At 31.2% G+C, this 18124-nt stretch carries 18 protein-coding genes; 5 read left to right on the top strand and 13 right to left on the bottom strand.

All coding sequences use genetic code 11. The features are described from left to right. Positions 1-2: 2 nt before the first annotated feature. The 7 genes from CHRY9293_RS09330 to CHRY9293_RS09300 form a co-directional block, all read right to left on the bottom strand. Positions 3-1469: a DUF5687 family protein gene (locus tag CHRY9293_RS09330; protein WP_162032730.1), complete on the bottom strand. Its 1467-nt coding sequence runs from the start codon at positions 1467-1469 to the stop codon at positions 3-5. Between the two features lie 52 nt (positions 1470-1521). Then, positions 1522-3171: a DNA repair protein RecN gene (locus CHRY9293_RS09325; protein ID WP_162032729.1), complete on the bottom strand. Its 1650-nt coding sequence runs from the start codon at positions 3169-3171 to the stop codon at positions 1522-1524. Between the two features lie 70 nt (positions 3172-3241). After that, positions 3242-4144, bottom strand: coding sequence for a type IX secretion system protein PorD (gene porD / locus CHRY9293_RS09320; RefSeq protein ID WP_162032728.1), 903 nt, complete (start codon positions 4142-4144; stop codon positions 3242-3244). 36 nt (positions 4145-4180) lie between these two features. Next, entirely contained in the window at positions 4181-5380 is a 1200-nt protein-coding gene (coaBC, locus tag CHRY9293_RS09315) for a bifunctional phosphopantothenoylcysteine decarboxylase/phosphopantothenate--cysteine ligase CoaBC (RefSeq protein ID WP_162032727.1), read from the bottom strand. A gap of 121 nt (positions 5381-5501) precedes the next feature. Continuing rightward, positions 5502-5825, bottom strand: a complete 324-nt coding sequence (locus CHRY9293_RS09310) for a DNA-directed RNA polymerase subunit omega (RefSeq protein ID WP_122545454.1) — start codon at positions 5823-5825, stop codon at positions 5502-5504. A gap of 41 nt (positions 5826-5866) precedes the next feature. Continuing rightward, positions 5867-6862: an outer membrane protein assembly factor BamD gene (locus CHRY9293_RS09305; RefSeq protein ID WP_162032726.1), complete on the bottom strand. Its 996-nt coding sequence runs from the start codon at positions 6860-6862 to the stop codon at positions 5867-5869. Between the two features lie 101 nt (positions 6863-6963). Then, entirely contained in the window at positions 6964-7593 is a 630-nt protein-coding gene (locus CHRY9293_RS09300; protein WP_122635350.1) for a TetR/AcrR family transcriptional regulator, read from the bottom strand. 97 nt (positions 7594-7690) lie between these two features. Between CHRY9293_RS09300 and CHRY9293_RS09295 the strand changes: the two genes are divergently transcribed. The 4 genes from CHRY9293_RS09295 to CHRY9293_RS09280 all read left to right on the top strand — a co-directional run bounded on the left by CHRY9293_RS09295 (position 7691) and on the right by CHRY9293_RS09280 (position 10091). After that, positions 7691-8317 carry a TatD family hydrolase gene (locus tag CHRY9293_RS09295; protein WP_162032725.1) on the top strand — a complete coding sequence of 209 codons (627 nt, stop codon included), beginning with the start codon at positions 7691-7693 and terminating at the stop codon, positions 8315-8317. Beyond that, a complete protein-coding gene (locus tag CHRY9293_RS09290; protein WP_162032724.1) occupies positions 8310-9035 on the top strand; it encodes a tRNA threonylcarbamoyladenosine dehydratase in 726 nt (241 codons plus the stop codon). The genes CHRY9293_RS09295 and CHRY9293_RS09290 overlap by 8 nt, the downstream gene beginning before the upstream one ends. Then, positions 9035-9415, top strand: a complete 381-nt coding sequence (gene rnpA / locus CHRY9293_RS09285; RefSeq protein WP_162032723.1) for a ribonuclease P protein component — start codon at positions 9035-9037, stop codon at positions 9413-9415. The genes CHRY9293_RS09290 and rnpA overlap by 1 nt, the downstream gene beginning before the upstream one ends. Before the next feature lie 76 nt (positions 9416-9491). After that, a complete protein-coding gene (locus CHRY9293_RS09280) occupies positions 9492-10091 on the top strand; it encodes a DUF4126 domain-containing protein (RefSeq protein ID WP_162032722.1) in 600 nt (199 codons plus the stop codon). Positions 10092-10167: 76 nt separating this feature from the next. On the opposite strand, the gene CHRY9293_RS09275 is transcribed toward CHRY9293_RS09280, so the two are convergent. From CHRY9293_RS09275 to miaB, 6 genes are read right to left on the bottom strand one after another with little or no spacing between them, the layout of a single operon-like run. Continuing rightward, positions 10168-12069 carry a hypothetical protein gene (locus CHRY9293_RS09275; RefSeq protein ID WP_162032721.1) on the bottom strand — a complete coding sequence of 634 codons (1902 nt, stop codon included), beginning with the start codon at positions 12067-12069 and terminating at the stop codon, positions 10168-10170. Positions 12070-12071: 2 nt separating this feature from the next. Further along, the gene (locus CHRY9293_RS09270; protein WP_162032720.1) at positions 12072-12620 is read right to left on the bottom strand and encodes an LptE family protein; all 549 of its coding nucleotides are present in this window, start codon (positions 12618-12620) and stop codon (positions 12072-12074) included. Next, positions 12613-13299 carry a hypothetical protein gene (locus tag CHRY9293_RS09265; RefSeq protein ID WP_162032719.1) on the bottom strand — a complete coding sequence of 229 codons (687 nt, stop codon included), beginning with the start codon at positions 13297-13299 and terminating at the stop codon, positions 12613-12615. The genes CHRY9293_RS09270 and CHRY9293_RS09265 overlap by 8 nt, the downstream gene beginning before the upstream one ends. Before the next feature lie 4 nt (positions 13300-13303). After that, positions 13304-14584, bottom strand: coding sequence for a sigma-54 interaction domain-containing protein (locus CHRY9293_RS09260; RefSeq protein ID WP_162032718.1), 1281 nt, complete (start codon positions 14582-14584; stop codon positions 13304-13306). A 53-nt stretch (positions 14585-14637) separates the two neighbouring features. Next, positions 14638-15093: a hypothetical protein gene (locus CHRY9293_RS09255; protein ID WP_162032717.1), complete on the bottom strand. Its 456-nt coding sequence runs from the start codon at positions 15091-15093 to the stop codon at positions 14638-14640. A 58-nt stretch (positions 15094-15151) separates the two neighbouring features. After that, on the bottom strand, positions 15152-16582 hold the full coding sequence (gene miaB, locus CHRY9293_RS09250; RefSeq protein ID WP_162032716.1) for a tRNA (N6-isopentenyl adenosine(37)-C2)-methylthiotransferase MiaB: 1431 nt from the start codon (positions 16580-16582) through the stop codon (positions 15152-15154). 949 nt (positions 16583-17531) lie between these two features. Here miaB and CHRY9293_RS09245 point away from each other — a divergent pair. Continuing rightward, a complete protein-coding gene (locus tag CHRY9293_RS09245; RefSeq protein WP_162032715.1) occupies positions 17532-18119 on the top strand; it encodes a hypothetical protein in 588 nt (195 codons plus the stop codon). The last annotated feature ends 5 nt before the right edge of the window (positions 18120-18124 follow it).

Genomic DNA, 18124 nt, shown 5'->3' with positions numbered 1-18124 from the left:
AATTAGTCTTTATTTTTGAATGCATCTATTGTACTGTATTTTTCAACTTTATAATGTTTCACAATAATATCGAAGATCTTTTCTCGTATGATAAACCCGAACAATCCCAATACGGCAATACTAACCACCCCTGCAGTCATTCCAAAAAAATGTTTCGAAATGCCAAAAACCGCCATAGGGAGAAGCATTTTAGGAATTAATAGAAGTAAAGCTTTTAAGCTAAAACTATTTTTCTGACCAATTCTCTTTTCTTTGGAATTGAGATCTATCTGAGTTTTATTGAATGCTCCCGACCAGAGAGTAAATTGTGAATTCACCCCAATATTATATATGCCAGCAGCAAAAAATGTAAAATAAACCTCCCAACCAAAATAAGCATAAAACAAAGCAATAAAGATTGAAATGAAAGTTACAATATTCATCAACCACCATTTAGCCTTTAAATATTCTTTGTAGGGAACATTCAGAGTCATCATCAGAGGATAGTAAGAACTATCAAAGGCAGGAACTCTCTGTCCAAATAAAAACTGAAATCCCCCCGTTACAAAAAGACCCATAAACATCATCATATAAGGTGTTTTATAGATAGGAGAAGTAAACATGAGAAGACCATAAAAAAGAAACATAAAACTTCCGAACAGAATGCCCTTCGTAACTTTATTACGTTTTAACATTTTGATATCATTATTAATAAAAGTTCCAATGGATCCATATTTGTTGAGAAAAGCTATATTTTCAGTTTTCCCAACCTGTTTTTTTAATTCTAGCCCTTGATCTAAGTAAAATTCTTTGTGAACATATTGGAAACATATTTTCCATAATCCAAAAAATAAAATTATGGATAATACAATAAAATAAGGTCTTTCATAAAAATTATAAAAGAATCTTTCCGAATAAGAAAGTATAGGGACAATATTATAATATGATAAACCAGCTCCTAATAAGAATATACTTCCTATAATTGTTACAATTACCTCATTACTATTGAATAATATATTAAGAAAGTTATTGAGATAAAACAATAAAGAAATAGATACCAACCATGCAAAGACTCCTAGAAAATCATACCCTTTAAATAAAGCAATTCCACAAAAAGTAATAAAAAAGAAAGAATTGAGCCAGCTTAATGCAGAGACAAATGTTTTAATTAGCATATAATTAACTAATGTCTTTTTCGGAATATTCAGGGTGAGAAAAGGTTTTATATTTTGGGTGGGCATTTCCTGCCATATATATTTACAAATCAGATCAACTGCCCAAGCTGCAATCAGAAACTTCGAAACAATCTTTATGGGATCCTGATTCATTTCTTCCTTTATATAGAAAAAAGCAATGAATGCACCCCCTATCAAGCACCCCATAAAATAAAGAATTCCCAAAAAACGAAAAATCTTCATGGTAAGATTTATGCCCACGGAAGAGCCTCGAAAAAAACTTTTGAATTCTAACCTCAAGAATTTTATAAACATATTTTACTTATTATATACAAATTAGTAATAATAAAACAAAATATGTTACAAATTATCCTATAAGTTCTCTTGCTTGTGCTAAAGCAGCTTCGGTAATTTTACTTCCGGAAAGCAATTGAGCGATTTCATTTAATTTTTCTTCTGTGGACAAAGAAATGATTGTAGATTGTGTTTTTCCTGAAACATCCTGTTTTACTACTTTATAATTATTACTTCCTTTGGCTGCCACTTGAGCTAAATGAGAAATAACAATAAGCTGCATATCTTCTGACATTTCACGCATAAGATTACCAATTTCTTCTGCAACTTTTCCTGAAACTCCTGTATCTATTTCATCAAGAATTAAGGTGGGAAGCTGATCACTTTCTGCAATAATCTTCTTTACAGCCAGCATTACCCTCGATCTTTCTCCTCCTGAAATTGCTGTTTGGATAGGCTTTAATGGAAATCCTGAATTGGCCTGAAATAAAAGCTGAATACTTTCTTTCCCAAATTGATTAAAATCTGGTATATCTTGCAATTCAATATCCACTTTAGCTTTTTCAAGGCCTAGTTTTTTCAGCAGACTTTCAATTTTTGCGATAAAAACCGGAATACTTTTTTTGCGATTTTTCGCTAATTTTTCTGCTATATGGTGAAGTTTACCCTCTTTTTTAGAAATGTTCTCCTCCACTTCAATAAGATGTGTCTCTAATTCCGATGTTCCTTTTTGCTCTCTAGATAATGTATCTCTTATTTCTTTTAATTCATTGATATCAGATACATTGTGCTTGTTTAGTAAGGTGTTAATTTTATTATTAAGTTCAGAAAGAAGAGTCAAACGTTCAGGATTAACTTCAATCCTTTCTGCTTCATGTTCAAGTTCTGAAATAATATCTTTCAACTCTACAAAAGATGTTTCTAATCTTTCATCCAACTCTACAAAAGCATGAGAAGCTTCTGAAACTTTTGACAATCTGTTTTTAGCATCATTAAAAAAAGAAAGAATTCCAATTTCTTCCTGATGAAACCTTGATAATACTTGAACTAGATTTTCTGAGATCATCTCAGCATTCTCTTGAACGGAAAGTTGATTTAGCAAATCCTGATAGTCTAAGTCATCAAGCTTTAATTCCTCTAATTCATTCAATAAAAATGATTTATAATCACTTTCCTTATTGTTTTCCGCAAGCTGCGTTTGCAACTTTTTCAATTGTGCTTTCAAACTTTGAAAATCTGAAAATTCATTTTGATATTCTTCTATTATTTTTTTATTGTCAGAAAAACCATCAATAATTTTAAATTGATATTCGGAAGTAAAAAGATTAGAGGTTTCAAACTGAGAATGAATATCTATTAATTGAGAAGAAAGCTCTTTCAATACATCTAATGTTACGGGAACATCATTGATAAATGCCCTAGACTTACCTGAAGGTAAAATCTCTCTCCGAATAATAGTTTGATGCTCATAGTCTAAATCATTTTCTATAAAAAATTTTTTAAACTGGTTATGTAAGGCAAATTCGGTTTCTACAATGCTTTTTTCCTCCTGATTGGCAATAGATTTAAGATCTGCCCTCTCACCTAGGATCAACCGAAGAGCTCCTAAAATAATGGATTTCCCAGCACCTGTCTCTCCTGTTATGACCTGCAAACCATTGTGTAATGATACTTCAAGAGTATCAATTAAGGCAAAATTTTTAATATAAATTCTTGAAAGCATCGATTATGGCAGATTTCTTTATATACTGCAAATATAGAACTTTAGACTACAAAAGAAAAACCTGATTTTCTTATTTCCATTGTTCCCACTTTGCTTGATTTTTAGGTGATAGAGTTAACATCAATTGTTTTAAATCACCTATTACAATTCCTCCGTTATTTCCGGAATTAAAAATATTAAAGATCTCATCACTTTTACTACTCATGAAAACATCAAAGAAATAATTCTGCTGAAATGAATTTTCATACATTTTCAACTTCATAAGGGCATCAAAAATAGCTTTTTTTGCAAGAGTTTGATCCTGATTAAAAAGATTATCCAACCCGGCTCTATGGTAGCTATAAATTGTGGAGCGAAGTTGGCTCATATTAGGGTTTAAAATTTCCCTAATGAGCTGAGACCGATTTCTTGGTTCATTAACCTGCTTCCAACCTTCATAGGTATTCTGAGATTCTCCATTTTGAGCAATTTGTTGAGCCTTCTGAAACCATTGCGTTCCTCCCGTGGATTGAAAGCTATCCGCATCATATCCCAAAATCAAATAAATGTAAAAGCTTATTACATCAATTAAATTTTTACCTGAAAATTGTCTTTCATTAAAAACAAGATTCTCATTTTCAATATATTCAAATCCAAATCTATTATCTTGAAGATTAATCAACGGAGACTCATAAGATGAGCTATATACAGGCCTAACGGCTTGGATTACAATTGTCCCTTTAAATCGATTTCCATCTCTTTCAGAGATCACAATAGCGAAGTTTGATTTAATCTTCTCAAAATTCTGAAGCTTCTTTCCAGTCCAACTGGTATTATTAATAAAATCTCTAAGGCTTTTTTCCAACGCCTTATAAGCTTGTTGATTACTTCCTCCTAATTGCTGAGAATTCACTTGTACTGTAGCCAATAGCTCTTGAGAAAAATAATTATTAAACAAGAAGATCAGAAAAAACAGACTTATAATTTTTTTCATTATTAATTAAAAATTGAGAACGGAAATTTATTAAAATTATTTTAAAAACTGCTCCTCTATAAAATTAAGTATATCTTTTGCTACCTCATCTTTAGATTTAAGATCAAATTCTTTTTCCGTTGTTTTAGTGAATATCTTGATTTTATTAGTATCATTTTTAAAACCGGCTCCGTGATCCCGAAGAGAATTTAAAACAATCATATCCAAATTCTTCTTTTCAAGCTTTGCTTTAGCGTTTTCATCCTCATTATGAGTTTCCAAAGCAAATCCTACCAAAAGTTGATGAGACTTTTTTTCTCCCATCGTTTTAAGTATATCCGGATTTTTAATCAGCTCAATTGTAAGGGTACTATCATTTTTTTTAATTTTTTCTTGGGCAACCTCTTTAGGAGCATAATCGGCTACAGCAGCACTAGCAATTCCGATATCTACTAAATGATAGAATTCAAAAACTTTTTCTAACATTTCTTTTGCCGAGGTAACTTTATGTAAGTCTATATTTTTATCTTCTATTTTTTGAGAGCTAGGTCCGGAAATTAGAATAACTCGAGCTCCCCGTTTTGAAGCCTCCTCAGCTAAAGAATATCCCATTTTCCCGGAAGAATGATTTCCTATAAATCTTACGGGATCTATTGCTTCATAAGTAGGACCAGCAGTAATTAAAACTGTTTTACCTTCAAGACTTTTGGAGGATGTCTCAAAAAAGGCTTCAATCTTTTTACAAATCGTTTCCGGCTCCGCCATTCTTCCTTGCCCTATTAACCCACTTGCCAATTCTCCATCTTCAGCTGGAATGATAATATGTCCAAACTTTTCTGCAGATTCTAGATTTTGTTTTGTAGAAGGATGTCTGTACATATCCAAATCCATCGCAGGAGCAATAAATACAGGACATTTTGCAGACATATAAGTTGCAATCACCAAATTATCACATCCTCCATGAATCATTTTAGATAATGTATTTGCTGTACAAGGGGCCATAATCATCACATCTGCCCATAAAGCAAGCTCTACATGGCTATTCCATGTACCATTAGGTCCATAAAAATCTGAATAAACAGGCTTTTTTGATAATGTTGAAATGCTTAATGCAGTAACGAAGTTTTCAGCGCCAGGCGTCATAATAACTTGTACTTCGGCTCCCTTCTTGATAAACTCTCGTATTAGAAAATGAATTTTATATGCCGCAATCCCTCCAGAAATAGCGATAAGTATTTTTTTTCTGGAAATACTCATGTAATTTTAATTTTTGAAACACTAAATTAAGTATTTTTTATTATAAACTCAGCATAAAACAAAAAAGGTCATAAAAGAAGTTTATCCTTTCATGACCTTCATGTATAAAAAACAATAATGACTATTTTCTTTCTTCGGTTTTTCTAAAATAGATGTCATCATTTAACCATTCTTCAACAGCTATGGAAGTTGGTTTTGGAAGTTTTTCATAATGTTTTGAGATTTCAATTTGCTCTCTATTTTCAAAAACTTCTTCTAATGTAGAATTGTGAACAGCAAATTCATCCAGCTTATTGTGCAATTCAGTGCGAATTTCAGCATTAATTTGTTCTGCTCTCTTTCCCATGATAACAATAGCTTCATAGATTGAACCTACTTTTTCTTCAATCTTATCTTTATCGTAAGTAATTGTATTTACTTCTGCTTTTGTATCTTTTACACTCATTTTGAGAAAATTATTTTATTTTAAGACTACAAATTTACGAATTATCTTTGAATTTTGAAAGTCGCCGCAGGCGGAGGGGTCATAAGTGCCGCACTATCCCTCTGTATCTTCATTGCTTTCTTTTCAGCGTCTACCTGATCCTTTACTTGTTGCTGAGTTTTATTCTGTTCTGCGAGTTTATTAGCTATTTTCTTCTGCTTTTCAGTAAGAGCCGCCATTTTCGCTTCTGTTTGTTTTTTAACAACCACAAAATTCTGTTTTTCCTTTTCAAGTTTTTCTCTCAGATCCAAAGCCGTTTTAGAATATTCAGTATCCGGAAGTTCTTTTTCAACCTGTCGAGTAAATGACAACGCATTTTCAATTCGTTCATCCTTAAGATCATATATTGATTTTGTTGCCAATTCATATCTCGACTTCATAATATAATCGTAGATTTTTGGACGTAACTTAGTACTCGGAAAATCTTCTAAAACATTTTCCAAAGCCACATTAGCAGCTTTATATTCTGCCATTTTGAAATATTGTCTAGCATTTTCATATGCCTTAAATTCTAACTTATAAGACAGTTCATCAATCAACTGGCTAATATTCTTAGCCCTTTCGGAGTTCGGATAATTGTTTAAAAAATCCTGCATTTCATTGATTGCAAGTGTGGTACTTGTTTGATCTAAATTATAATCCATTGATCCTTCATAATAACATAACGCAGACATATAAGCCGCCTCCTCAGCTCTAGGATCCTTAGAAAAATTAACAGCAAAGTTCTTAAACTGATGTCCTGCTAATTTGTAGCTTTTATCATAATAGTTCGCATATGCAGTATTAAAACCCACATTGGGAAAATCGTCCGTTCCAGCCACAAGATTAGCTAGCCTATCATAAAGTGCTAAGGCATTTTTCCATTTCTTTTTAGCAAAATTTTCATTCGCTATTTTTAAAATATAGTTTTTATCAGCACTTTTCATTGCTTTTTCCTGTTGGCTCGCACAAGATGAAAGTACAGCAACGGCAAAAAGACCTAAAATATATTTTTTCATAAAAAATTCAACAATTTTCGGGTTCTATGACCGACCTATTAATTTGCAAAAATATAACTTTTTTATCAATAGATTTTTTTTTATGATTATTTAACGTAATTTTAGTCTGCAGCGTATCCCAAAATTGCAAAAACGCTGAGTAAGAGATTCATTCTTATTTTTTTTTCAGCTTCTTTAGTATATGTTTCTTCATTTTTACTCGGGACATAGAGCTCGTAGAAATTTCTGTTTCGAATCACAAATAATGTTGATCCTATAATAGTCGTAAGAATATCTTCCGGCTTAGGAGTAAAGGTAAAAACTCCCGAAGCAACTCCTTTTTTAATTACCTCATCTAATTTTTTTACAAATAGTTGATAAAAGTCCAAAAGTTCGTCTTTTAAATTCTCCGTATGCCTAAGCTCTTGGGTAACAAAACCATGAAAATAGTTATATTTGAATAGTTGTGAAACAATATATTTGATCATTTCTTTCATTTGCATTTCTGGCTTTCCATCATTAATAGTATCCGCAAACTCAGAAAATTTTTCCCTAGTTTTCAGCACCCTATACTGATAGAGATAGGTCATCATCTTCTCTTTAGAACCAAAATAATAGGAAATCATAGCAACATTGATATTGGCTTTCGAACATATATCTCTTACTGATGTTCCTTCATAACCTTTTTTCGCTATTAATTCTTCTGCAATATCTAAAATATGAATTTGTTTTTCAGTAAATCTTTTCCTCATGAAATGTACTTTGAGTAAAGTTAAAGAAAATTTAACATATTTGTAAACGTCTGTTTAAAAATTTTACATTAATTCTATATAAATAGTATTTTTGAAAATGGATTATTTTGATTTTCATCACCATAAGAAAAATATATCTTATGGAATTTATAACTTGGAATATAATGAGGCTATACCCTCCACTTTATATTCTGTAGGAATACACCCTAGAGATATTAATTGTAATTCCATTGAAAACCAAATAGATTGGCTAACTTCTAACATCTCTGATCATTGTTTTGCAATAGGAGAATGTGGACTGGATTCACTTGTCCCAATAGATCCCAAAATACAGGAAATGATATTTATAAAACAAATACAGCTATCCAATGAGATGAGAAAACCTTTAATTATACATTGTGTTAGAAAATTTTATGAAGTCATATCCTTTAAAAAACAAGCTACACAAGCTATGATTATTCATGGATTCAATAAAAAACAAGGAGTTGCGGAAGATTTACTAAAAAATAATTTTTATCTGAGTGTTGGAAAAGCCGTTTTGTATAATTTATCTTTGCAAAATACAATAAGAATTACTCCGCTAGATAAATTATTTTTGGAAACGGATAATGATGATTTTATTATTGAAGAGTTATACAAAAAAGTTTCCTTACTTAAAGGAATCTCTTTAAAGCAACTTAGCGAGCAAATTTTAGAAAATCTAGACACTATAAGAAATGGATAAATATTGGTTAGAAAGAACAGAACTTCTCATAAAAGAAGATGGATTGGATAAATTAATGAAAGCCAACATTTTAGTTGTAGGTTTAGGGGGTGTTGGATCATTTGCTGCTGAGTTTTTGGCACGAGCAGGTGTAGGAAACATGACCATCGTTGATGGAGACACTGTAGATATCACAAACATTAACAGACAGTTACCAGCTTTACATTCTACTATTGGTAAGCATAAAGTGGAAGTAGTAGCTGAAAGACTCCTAGACATTAACCCTACCCTTAATTTAGTAAAGATTAACGAGTTTCTAAATCCTGAAAGAATGGAAGAGGTTATCGACTCGGGAAATTTTAATTATATTCTAGACTGCATTGATAGTGTAACTCCAAAGTTATTTCTAATTAAAGCAGCAAGAAAAAGAAAGATTAAAATAATCAGCTCAATGGGGGCAGGTGGCAAAACCGACCCTAGCAAAGTAATGGTTAGGGATATTAGTAAAACTCATAATTGTTTCTTAGCAAAGCAAGTCCGAAAAAGGCTTAAAAAAGAAAAAATTAATAAAGGATTCAGATGTGTTTTTTCTAATGAACTTCAAAAAGAAGAAAGTCTTAAAATGACTGATGGAAGTAATTTTAAAAAATCTTTTTATGGTACAATAAGTTTTATTCCCGCCATATTTGGACTTTATGCAGCAGCAGAAGTAATCAATCATTTAGTGAAAAAAGATTAATGCAAGATTTCCGATATTCCCGAGCAGAAAAACTCAAAAAAAACGCTGAAATTACTTTGCTTTTCGAAAAAGGCAAATGGTTAACGAGTGGAAACTTGAGAATTATTACTCTCAAAAATAAGCCTACATTTCCTATTGAAAGCACAAAGTTTGCAGTTTCAGTTTCTAAAAAATATTTTAAAAAGGCTGTCCATAGAAATCGTATTAAAAGATTAATGCGAGAAGCCTACCGCTTAAATAAGAGCATATTCCAACAGGCATTTGGAGAGAAAACATTAACCATGCTATTTTGGGTTTCTCCTGAAATGCCAAAAAAATTTCAAGATGTTGAAACTCAGTTTAAACAACTTTGCCAGAAGACTCACCCTTTAAAAAAATGATTATATCCTTATTTTCAGAGATAACAATATTTCCATAAGTTTTTGTAACTTTAATAAAACCAATCTGAAAATTAACATGTTAGAAGATATTCCTTATTTACCCTATATAATAAGTGCCTTCATTGGTCTTGGTTTGGCAGCCGCAACAGGTTTTAGAGTATTCCTTCCGATGTTTGCGGTAAGTTTGGCTTCTTATTTTCATTGGATTCCAATGAATGAACAGTTTGAATGGCTAGCCAGTATTCCAAGTCTTATTACGACAGGAACTGCTACAATTATCGAAATTTTGGCTTATTACATCCCATTTATTGATAATCTATTAGACACTTTATCTGTCCCCATGGCAACCATTGCCGGTTCTATTTTATTTGCAAGCCAATTTACAGAATTTGGGACATTTTTTCAATGGGCATTAGCATTAATAGCCGGAGGAGGAACCGCTGCCACTATCAGCTCTGGATTTGCAGGAATTCGTGCAGCCTCGGCTGTAACCACAGGAGGGCTTGGAAACCCTATTGTAGGAACAACTGAAACCGCTGGTGCCGGTATAATGTCATTTTTAGCAATGATCACTCCCATTATAGCAGGAATTTGTACTATTATCTTAATCATTTCTGTTTTTATATTAGGAAGAAATGCATGGCGAAAATTAAGAAAAGTCCCCTCTAATACATAAAAAAATCGAAGAAAGGAGCTCTCCGATTTTTGATTTATAAAGACTTTTAACCTTTAATACTTCATCTATTAATTGGTTAATTTCTATTTTTAATATCTTTAACTTCCTGTATTTTTCCTTCAAAATACTCTTTTTTATCAGGATTTTTACTAATTAATATTTCAAAGGCCTTGATCGCTTTTGTATATAATTTTTGCTCGATATATAAGTTAGCCAAGGTTTCGGTCATTAAATGAGAAATATCATTTGCTTTTTCCTTAATAACATAACTACTTTCATCTCTTAGCTGACTAATTTTAGGATTATTCTCAATGAAAGTATCAATCACTTTACTTTTATTCTCAACTTTATATTTTTCTATATCTCCAACTCTATCAATCTTTAGCCAGCTTTGCCATGTATTAATGAATCCAGGAACATTACTAATATTAGGATCCGTAATCGGTTCTACTTCTTGATTTCCTACAGTCTCACTTACATCTTTTGGTTCATCCTTCTTTCCATCTGTAGTCCAGGAAGAAATATTAGAGCTGAAGAAAGAGACATTCATTGCAGGGGCTTCCTTATGCACATCCTCAATCTCAATATTTCCTTGAATTTCTTTATTATTCTCTAATAATATATTGGGTTCTTCCTCTGCAACGTCTACTTGGGGCTCTATTTTTTCTTTTTTTAAACCCTCTTCATGCTCAATCGCTGTTATTTTTTCTTCACTACTAATACTTATCATAGAATCCGGAATATGAGATTCTACATTCATAGGTTTCCAAGCAGAATGTTTTATATTATCCTCATTATAAATACCCTCTTCCCTATTTGTTCCTTTCTCTGGTAACTCATCTGTTTGTATGTTGGAAACAATTTCGTTTGAAACATATTCTACCTTAGAAATATCATCTTTTTTCGGAGCTAGTGAAGAATCTACACTAAATGCTTGCGTTTCTGAAAAACTAATTCCATGGTTCCCCCCATCATTTTTATGATCTAACTCAACCTTAGAAGTAACACTTTTTCCTTCTTGCATTTTTTTCTCTACCTCTTCAATCAAACGACGCATTTCCTCTTCATGCTTATTGAAATTAGGAAGAGAAGTTTCTGCTGTTTCTTGCGAAAAATTATTATTCGATTGAATTTTTACGTCAGGCATAAAGGATTCCATCCCATGGAAACTAAGTTCTGAATCTTCTTGAATAATTGACTTCTCAGAGGCTATTTTTTCCTCATCGATAAGCTTTTCTGAAGAAAACGAAGTGTTTAATTCAATTTTTGATTCTTCATCTTGAACAACAACCGATTCATCCATATCCTTATTTTCCTCTTCATTAGAAGTGATTTGAAAAGGTGTTACTCCCTCTTTTTCATCCGAGTTTAGTGCTGAAGATATTTCTTCTCGATTATCATGAATATTGACTTCATTCTCCTTTTCCTCAACAGAAGTATTCATTGAATCCGTAACAGCCTCTAATGAATTTTCATCTATTTTCTGAGTAATGAGTGATCCTGATTCCAGAGTGGATTTAATATCAATGACTTCAACATTTTCACCAGTAAGAAAGTTCTCTTCACCTTCAAATAAAATCCTATTTCTTTCCCCATTTATAAACACATGTTTTGGTTCAGATTGCAAATCTAGAAGGTACTCGTCATCTCTTTTAATAGGAAAAGCTCTAGTAATTTGATCATTTTTAGTTTCTTGTTCAATTATACCTGACTTTTCCTGAATAGTAGGAGACATCTGTCGAGGTTTAACTTCACCATTGATTAACTGATAAAGAATTTTTTTATCAGTAGTATATGCCGCTGTTGTAGACAATTCTCCCTGATATTTATCCTTATCATATAAGTGAACCCCATATAAGTGAAGAGCTCTTATATTTTGAATGTAAGGGAACGAATTAATTTCTTCCTTCAACAGAACTAAATCTTCTGAAAGGATCTTTTTAGGACTTTTTAATAATTCTAAAACTCTAGCATTCATTATTACCAATTCGCTACAATATCGTTAAATATCTTATTTATAATTCTTTCTGTCGCAATTTTAACCTGAGAGTTTTCAATTTCAGTTTGAGATAAACTACTGTTAAAAGTAGCTTCATCGGAATATGTTCTATCAAAGCTCAAGTCGGAATGAAGTTTATTTTCATAATGAACTTTTACAGTAATTGTTAATTTATTCTGAGATTCTTGAACAACCCCTCCCGCATTATTGGTTAAAGTATTTGAACTAATAGTTGTCGGGTTGATAGAATAATCTGTAATTTCTCCCTCAATCAAGATATCAGCATTTTCTTTAGTTCCTTTTAGTGTGGTTCTTTGTAAAAATCTATTTTGAATATCCGTAGAAAATTGTTGAGCCAAAGTAGGATTTACCAATGCGGAGTTATTTGGAAATTCATTGATTTGAATCGTTTTTTCATCCGTTAAAGATGAACCTGTAAAACTATAACAAGAATTCAAAATAACACTGGCTATTAATATTCCCCAAACCAGCTTACCTTTTTTAATACTATTAATAATTTTATTATTCATTTTTCAATCCTATTTCTTTTATTTCATCATTTTCAACTTGTTCAAAAGCATCTTCAAATGCACAATAGTGAGTTGTATAAATAAAGGGTATTGTTAAAAAAACACCAATTCCACAAAGGATTATTCCCAATTGCCCTAGTATACTTACAACCAGTGAAAATAAGAAAATCGATAATAAATTATTCTTACTCATAACTACTGACATACTCCAAGCCGTTTTTATATCTTTTATTCCACCCAGTGAAATTAATCCCGGAATATAAAATCCTTTTATAGAAATAATAATGATGGCAATATAAAGAATAACAAAATAGGGAATAAAAAACAGCAAGAAATTTTCAGAGGGCTCTTGTCCACTTTTTATGATGGGTAACATAAACAAAATAGGTATGTAAAATAGCAATACTCCTCCTATTATAATCAATTGCAAAATAAAATAGGAAGTAAAATTATCAAAATTAAAGATCTCTACAGCACTCGCTTGTTGTCCCTTATTTACTTTCTTTAAAAATTTGTATAGATTTCCCATGGCTAAAAATCCACAAAAGGGAATAATAGACATAATAATACAGAAAAAAACAGCTAATAAGATATTACCAAAATCTTTTTTTAAGAGCTCATATCCTTTGCTTAAATACTCATTAAATTTAAAATCGATTGGCTTTGCTTTAATATCCATAATTTTAGTCTTCGAGGTTATATTGTTTTATTTTTCTATAAAGAGTCCTTTGTGAGATTCCTAATTCATCTGCAGCTCTATTTCTACGACCTTTATGCTTTTCTAAAGCTTTAATAATCAAATCCTTTTCATTATTCTGCAGAGAAAGAGATTCTGGCTTATTTTCTTCAATCTCAATGTCTTCAATATCTTCATAACTTTCATCCGGATTAGAAATGATCGTCGGTGTCTGTACTGAATTATTGTTTTCAAAATACAATAAAGAATTTGAATTTACAGCCTGCTGATTATCAGGAGTATAAATTCTATTAATCAAATTCTTTTCCTGTATACTAAGATCTCCTGTATTTTTATTTTTTATTAACTCCGAAGTTAGTGATTTTAAATCATTTATATCATTCCTCATATCAAAAAGAATCTTGTACATGATTTCTCTTTCACTATTAAAGTCATTCTGCTTTTGAGAATTGGAAGAATTGACAACCATTGGCAAATGAGCATCCATGGGAATATATTCCGAAAGTTTTCCTACAGAAATTTGTCGGTTTCTCTCTACAACAGTCATTTGTTCAACCAAATTTCTTAATTGACGAATATTTCCCGGAAAGGTATAATTTTCTATATAATGTACAGCACTTGGCTCCAGCTCTAATTCAGGCATTCTATATTTTTCAGCAAAATCTATTGCAAATTTTCTGAATAACAAATGAATATCTCCTTTTCTTTCACGTAAAGGCGGCATATCAATCTGCACTGTATTTAGACGATAGTATAAATCTTCCCGAAATCTACCGTCCTGAATGGCTTTCATCATATTGACATTCGTAGCCGCAACAATTCTCACGTCTGTCTTTTGGACCTGCGAAGACCCAACTTTCATAAACTCACCACTTTCTAACACCCTTAAAAGGCGAACTTGGGTCTGTAATGGTAACTCTCCTACCTCATCAAGAAAAATAGTCCCTCCATCGGCTACTTCAAAATACCCCTTTCTTGTTGTCGTGGCTCCAGTAAATGCACCTTTTTCATGACCAAATAATTCAGAATCGATGGTCCCTTCAGGAATAGCACCACAATTAACAACGATATACGGCTGGTGTTTTCTTTTGGATTCAGAATGAATAATTTTAGGAATAAATTCTTTTCCTACTCCACTTTCTCCTATAACCAATACCGAAATATCTGTTGGAGCTACCTGAATAGCTTTTTCTAAAGCCCGATTTAATACAGGAAAGTTTCCAATTATTCCAAAGCGATTTTTTATATTTTGTAACTCGTTGCTCATAAATAAATTTTAGATTTTTAATAAAGTTTTTCTACAGATTTTCGTCTGTAGTGTTAAATGAAGTAGTTATCAACTTCATCTGTTTTAACAGTTCCTTTATTTAAATCTAAGTAATCCTTATTCCTAATCTTTGAAACTTTATTTTTAATATAAAATCTTCCAAAAATGGAATATTCCACATCCCTTTTTTCGAAGTTTTCCAAGATCACATCTGAGGCGAGATTATTAAAATGAATGATCTTATAAGGGTTTATATTTTGTTTTTTTCTTAAAAAAAATTTTATTAGAGTATCTTCGGCGCTATTTTTAGAACTAAAAGCACTCTGAAATGTTACCTTTTTCTTAAAGAGATTTGTTTCATTTCCATTATGCTTTTCAGCCAAAAATTGACCATATATTTTAACTAAATTATAACAATTACTTTCATGAAACACATTATGATTCGTGGAAACATTATTATAAATAATCACCAATAAAACACCAAGGCAGTATTTTTGAAATTTTTCCATAAGTTATTATTGATTGATTTAAATATGGATTGATTAAATAATTCTGTTTTTATTTATCCTACATTCGCCCTAAAAGCGTGCCTTGTGTATTATCATAAACAAAGACCTCCACAATGTCACCTATTTTCTGACCTTCTTGTTTATCAAAAACACAGACTGCATTTTGAGAGTTTCGTCCTTTCCATTGATTTTCATTCTTTTTAGAAGTTCCTTCAATTAAAATTTGATGTACTCTTCCCACATAAGACTTCATACGCTTTCTCGAAAGCTCACCTTGTAATGCTATAACTTCAGCCAAACGTCTTTGTTTTACATCCGCCGGAATATTATCTTCCATTTTTTTATGAGCCGGAGTACCAGGTCTTTCCGAATATGCAAACATATATCCATAATCATACTCAACTTCTTTCATTAAGCTTAATGTATCTTGATGATCTTCTTCCGTTTCATTACAAAAACCAACAATCATATCTTGAGAAAAGGCTATATCCGGAACAATTTCTCTAGCTTTTTTAATTAATTCGAGGTATTCTTCACGTGTATGTTGTCTGTTCATTGCTTCTAGCATATTATTACTTCCACTTTGAACAGGGAGATGTACATATTTACAGATATTATCATGTTTTGCCACCATTTTGAACACATCTAAGCTCATATCCTGTGGATTAGATGTAGAAAATCTAATTCTCATTTCAGGTACTGCTTTTGCTACAGCATCAAGCAATTGAGCAAAGTTAATTGCTGTAGCTTTTTGCATTTCAGAAGCCTTAGCAAAGTCTTTTTTGGGACCTCCTCCGTACCAAAGGTAGGAATCTACATTTTGCCCTAAAAGTGTTATTTCTTTATATCCGTTATTCCAAAGATTTTGGCATTCTTCAATAATTGAATGAGGATCACGGCTTCTTTCTCTACCTCTTGTAAAAGGGACCACACAGAAAGTACACATATTATCACAGCCCCTTGTAATCGTAACGAAAGCAGTAACTCCATTTCCTCCTAACCGTACAGGATTGATATCAGCATACGTCTCCTCTTTTGAAAGAATTACATTAATCGCATCTCTTCCATCTTCTGTTTCTTTCAAAAGATTAGGTAAATCTCTGTATGCATCAGGGCCTACCACAAGATCGACCAATTGCTCCTCTTCTAAAAATTTAGTTTTTAATCTTTCAGCCATACACCCAAGAACACCAACCGTCATATTAGGTTTCTCTTTCTTAAGATTTTTGAACTGAGAAAGGCGCATTCTTACTGTTTGTTCGGCTTTCTCACGTATTGAACAAGTATTGAGAAGAATAAGATCTGCCTCTTCAATTTTCATTGTCGTATTATATCCTTGCTCATTAAGTATAGAAGCAACTATTTCAGAATCCGAGAAATTCATCTGACAACCATAACTTTCTAAAAATAATTTCTTAGAATTTTCAGGTTTTTCGGCAATGGCAAATGCCTCACCTTGCTTTGTTTCGTCTATATATTTTTCTTGCACTATCTTCTTTTTAAATTAGCTATATATAGGTGGGATTCTATACATAGGATTTTTTAAATTAATTTGCAAAGATACAAAATATTCTGCCATTCTGTCAGAATTATATTTTTACAATAATTATTTATTCTTTATTGAGATATTAGATGGTATTATCGCTTATATTAAATGTATTAAACAATGCACATGGAATAATATCACCATATGATGAATTATAATTATTATCTATTAGGATTATTGATTATTTCCTTAATATTACTCAATGCCTTATGGTAGGGGATTACAAGATAATATTCCTATATTTCGATTTTTAACTAATTTCTAAAAAGTATGTAATAAATAAATAAATTATTATATTAGCATCATTAATCACCATTAAGAGACATGTTGAATTAGAGTTTATTTTTATAGAATTTTATATTAATAAATAAGGAAAAATTAATACTATAGCCTCATAGTAGTTAAGCTTATAGTATTAAAATTAAATATTGAAAAAGTTGTAATAAATAATTAAAAAACTTTATCCATTAAAAAACTTTTTTACTAGAACTTGCTCTTTACATGCTCCAAAAAATTTTCTATTCAGTAAGAAATGGAAAGGAGTATGGATCAGGAAATAACCAAATCCTGAATTAGTACAGACTTGCTATTCATTCAATAATCTTTATCCAAACAGATATTTTATTACTCTGGTATATTATTATCTCCAATTATAATCTACCTGATTTATTAGAACAATTTATATCCACAAATCTCTACCTATTCATTATAATGAATTTAATACAAATTCATGTTATTCCTATTTTCATAGGATAAAGAAATAACTCAATATGCATACACTACCTTTCTTGTAGCTTATAACCTCGATAAATAAAAGTAATTTCAAAATATATGTATTATCAACTTTTGGCTAAAAATCTTAAATAAATATACTAATCTAAAAATTACACCCATGAAAAAAAAGATTTATTTATTGGCATTTTTAATGTCATTAAGCTATGTGATTGCTCAACAAAAAGATGATTTAATTTTAAAAGCGGCAAATTCTGAGCTTTTAATATACTTGAATGGAATTCCTATTGGGGAAGAAAACGACTTTGGATTTGAAAGAAGAGATGAATTTGGAAAGATAAAGTTTGGTTCTCCCATAGAAATAGTAGTTATGGATGATAAGGGAATAATTCACAACATCAATCAATTTAGAGTTCCTGTTCAAGTAGACAAGAAGAATGTTGGCTTATTAACGGTTACAAAAAATGAAGAGGGGCAATATAATGCTACTGCTTATGGAGCGAGTACTCTTTCTAAAAAAATAGAATCTGTAGAAGAAAAAGTTAATAAAAAAGCAACGACATTACTACGATTGAATAAAACCCAATCTGATTTTATTTCGTTTGATTCTAATCCTGAAAGCGATGACTCAAAGAGGACATTTTTTCCTTTAGAGCAAATTAGTGATAGAAATAAAGAACATAAGACTTCTAGTCTTGATTTATTCCTCAGTATTCGTGATATTAAAAATTTATTTATCTCAAACTAATGACT

It is taken from the genome of Chryseobacterium potabilaquae, from assembly GCF_902728265.1.
GTDB classification, from domain to species: Bacteria; Bacteroidota; Bacteroidia; order Flavobacteriales; family Weeksellaceae; genus Chryseobacterium; species Chryseobacterium potabilaquae.
The sequence above is the reverse complement of the archived record's forward strand: the minus strand, read 5'-3'. Positions and strand labels throughout refer to the sequence as shown.